The sequence below is a fragment of the Psychrobacter sp. W2-37-MNA-CIBAN-0211 genome, assembly GCF_040309405.1.
GTDB lineage: Bacteria > Pseudomonadota > Gammaproteobacteria > Pseudomonadales > Moraxellaceae > Psychrobacter > Psychrobacter glaciei.
On sequence record NZ_JBEOOU010000275.1, the window covers coordinates 1 to 265 of the forward strand.

Sequence of the window (265 nt, forward strand, 5' to 3'; positions counted from 1 at the left end):
GGGTGATGTCGCTGAAGAAGCCCTGGCGCAGATGCGCAGGTCGTCCACCACCGCAGACCAGCGTGGCCCCGGCGTCGCGGCCGCTGGCGATGAAATGCTCGACCTTGGCGCGCTGCGACTCGCGGATCAGCGGGCCCATCATCACGCTCGGGTCCGCCGGGTCACCGACCTTCCACTGCCCGGCAATGGCTTTGGCGCACTGCACGAATTGCTCGCGTACCGAGTGATGCACAACGAAGCGGGTGAGCAATGCACAGCCCTGCCC

1 protein-coding gene is annotated in these 265 nt (G+C 67.2%); it reads right to left on the bottom strand.

The window, feature by feature from the left end; all coding sequences use genetic code 11:
• Positions 1-250 (bottom strand): aldehyde dehydrogenase family protein (locus AAEY72_RS15210; RefSeq protein ID WP_352311418.1); only part of this gene is annotated, 250 nt, incomplete at its 3' end.
• Between the last annotated feature and the right edge of the window lie 15 nt (positions 251-265).